3 protein-coding genes and 1 pseudogene are annotated in these 2,696 nt (G+C 70.0%); all 4 read right to left on the minus strand.

Annotated elements, in window-relative coordinates:
- A pseudogene (locus GA0115259_RS42005) lies at nt 1-121 on the minus strand (DNA polymerase III subunit delta); the annotation flags it as partial.
- 78 nt (nt 122-199) lie between these two features.
- Complete coding sequence (locus GA0115259_RS20625; protein ID WP_093599249.1) at nt 200-448, minus strand: hypothetical protein; 249 nt, start codon at nt 446-448, stop codon at nt 200-202.
- Between the two features lie 66 nt (nt 449-514).
- Complete coding sequence (locus GA0115259_RS20630; protein WP_093599252.1) at nt 515-1,399, minus strand: YceI family protein; 885 nt, start codon at nt 1,397-1,399, stop codon at nt 515-517.
- A 147-nt stretch (nt 1,400-1,546) separates the two neighbouring features.
- A partial coding sequence (locus tag GA0115259_RS20635; protein WP_141716636.1) for a ComEC/Rec2 family competence protein occupies nt 1,547-2,696 on the minus strand: 1,150 nt, incomplete at its 5' end.

Genomic DNA, 2,696 nt, shown 5'->3' on the forward strand with positions numbered 1-2,696 from the left:
CGGCGGCGCGAGCCGCCGCCACCACCTGCTGTACGGCGCGGTCGAGCAGCAGATCCTCCTGGCCCACGGCCAGGGTGAGCGGAGCGAGGAGGTCGTCGGGGGAAGACTTTCTGGTGGCCATCGCGGTCCAGCATCGCACGCACCACTGACAGCCGACGCCCGCACGGCGTCGCTGCTCACGTCGATCTGTACAGGCCTGTCAGTACGCCGCTTCCCGCCAGCCGTCCCAGTCCGCGACGAACGCGTCCAGCGCCGCGCCGTCCATCCGTGCCTCCGGGTCCTCCACGACCACCAGCCACTGGGCGTCCTCGGCGTCGTCCTCGCCGGCCAGGGCGTCCCGTACCAACTGCGGTTCCTCGGCCACTGCGAACCGCTCGCCGAGCGCCTCCGCCACCTCCTCGGCGGCATCGCGGTCGGGCAGCACCAGCACATGTCTCACATCGCTCACGGCCGTATTCTTCCAGCCGGTCCCGGCCGCCCGGAGCGGGTGCTCGGCTGCCCGGGATGGGTGTGCTCAGCTCTTGGGGACGATCTGGATATCCATCTCGATCTTGATGCTGGAGCCGACGACCGCGATGCCACGCGCCAGCATGGACTGCCAGTTGACGGTGTAGTCCTCGCGGTGCAGCTCGGTGGTGGCGCGAACGGCCGCGCGGGTCTCGCCCTCCATACCGTTGCCGATACCGAGGTACTGGGCTTCGAGCGTGATCGTGCGCGTGACGCCGTGGAGCGTGAGCGCGCCGGTGATCGCCCAGTTGTTGCCGCCTCGGTGCGTGATGCGGTCGCTGTAGAACTCCAGCGTCGGGTAGTTGGCCACATCGAGGAAGTCGGCGGAGCGCAGATGGTCGTCGCGCATCTGGACACTGGTGTCGATCGACGCGGCGCCGATGACGACATGCATCGCGGACTGGTCCATCGTGTCGCCGATCCTGATCGCACCGGCGAAGTTGTCGAACCGGCCGTGCACCCGCGCGAGTCCGATGTGCCGGGCGATAAAACCGATCCGGGAGTGCGCCGGTTCGATCTCCCACTCCCCGGGCGCGGGCAGCGGCAGCGAAGGCGCTATCTGGAGCGTGATGTCCCCGAGGCTGCCGGAGTCTCCTCCGTCGGTGACATACACATTGCCCCGGTACGGAGTGAAGCTGTCGGCCGAGATGGCCAGCCGGTACTCCCCGAACGGAACCATCGCCACGATCGTGCCGAAGGGATCGGTCTCACCGCTCACGATCTTACGGCCGCTGCTGTCACTCACCGTGAACTCGCCGCGTACGACGGGCTCGTTGACCGGGTCGAGGACGCGGCAGCTCAGCAGACCGGCACCGGGTGGCACCGACAGCCCGGAGAGTGCGTGATTTCTCTGCTGGGCGGCCGTCCGTCGGCCGATAAGGCGCGTGATCATGGTGTGTACGTACCCCTGTGCGATCGGGCTCTGCGGGGCCGCGCACGGCCGGACAGTCTTGTCTGGGCGGCGACCCTTGACGAATAGGCATTCGACCACTCATGCGCCGTTCGAGGCAAACGTACGGACAGGCAGCGAACTCGGCTACTACACACCACCGACAGAAGGTTGCCGAACCTCCGGGACCCGGTCGAATCGCAGCCCGAAATGGTCGTCCAATGCGGCGCCCGCCTGCGGACCATGCGTCACTTGTCGTAGGTCCTCTGCCCGAGCGCTCACGGGACCGCTCTGGCCTTCCCGGGGCACGGCCCTCAGGGCGGGCCCCGCACCCACCACCGCGATCGAACCGTCCATGTCGGTACGCAGCACCGCCGCTCCTCCGGCGCGCAGCGCCTCGACCGTGCGCGGTGCGGGATGGCCGTACGGGTTGTCCCGCCCGGCGGAGATCAGCGCGAGCCGGGGCCGGACCGTGCGGAGCAGCCTCGGATCCTGGAACGGCGAGCCGTGGTGGGCCACTTTGAGCACATCCACCGGAGGCAGCGTCGGATGGTCGCTCAACAGCCCTTGCTGGGCGGGCGGTTCGAGATCACCGAGAAGCAGCAGCGTGGGCCCACGGGCGATCCGTACGAACAGAGTTACGCTGGAGTCGTTCGGCTCGTCGACGGTCAGGGCAGAGCCGGCTCTCGGCCACAGCACCCGCCAGGTGAGCGGCCCGATCCGCCGCTGCTCCCCCGGCCCGGCGCGAACGACGGGCACTCCCGCCGCAGCGGCGGTTCTCCGTACGAACGCGGCCTGCTCCGGCGGCTCTTCGGAGGCCGTCGTCTGGATCGCGCCGACCGCCCTGCCTCGCAGCACTCCGGAAAGCCCGCCGACATGGTCGGCGTGGAAATGGGTGAGCAAGAGCAGCGGAACGCGTGTGACACCGAGTTCCCGCAGACAGCGGTCGGGCGGCCCCGGATCGGGACCGGCGTCCACGACCACGGCCGTACCCTTGCCCGCCGCGAGCACGACGGTGTCGCCCTGCCCGACGTCGCACATCGCGAACGTCCAGCCCGGCGGCGGCCAGCCGGTGACAAGCCGGGTGACCGACGGCGGTCGTACAACGGCGAGCAGCAGGAACACGGCGCACACAGCGGCCGTCCACGGGTGGCGCGGGATGCGTCGTACGGCGAACAGGACCACGGCCGTCAGCGCGACGAGCAGAAGCGCGCCCCACCAGCCGCCCGGCCAGGCGATCCCCGCACCGGGCAGCGCCGCGCCACCGCGGGCGACGGACGCGATCCAGCCCGCGGGCCAG

The organism is Streptomyces sp. MnatMP-M17 (assembly GCF_900091995.1).
GTDB lineage: Bacteria > Actinomycetota > Actinomycetes > Streptomycetales > Streptomycetaceae > Streptomyces.

Coding starts and splice junctions, on each gene's coding strand:
- GA0115259_RS20630 (WP_093599252.1), bottom strand. CDS start 1,399: ATGATCACGCGCCTTATCGGCCGACGGACGGCCGCCCAGCAGAGAAAT.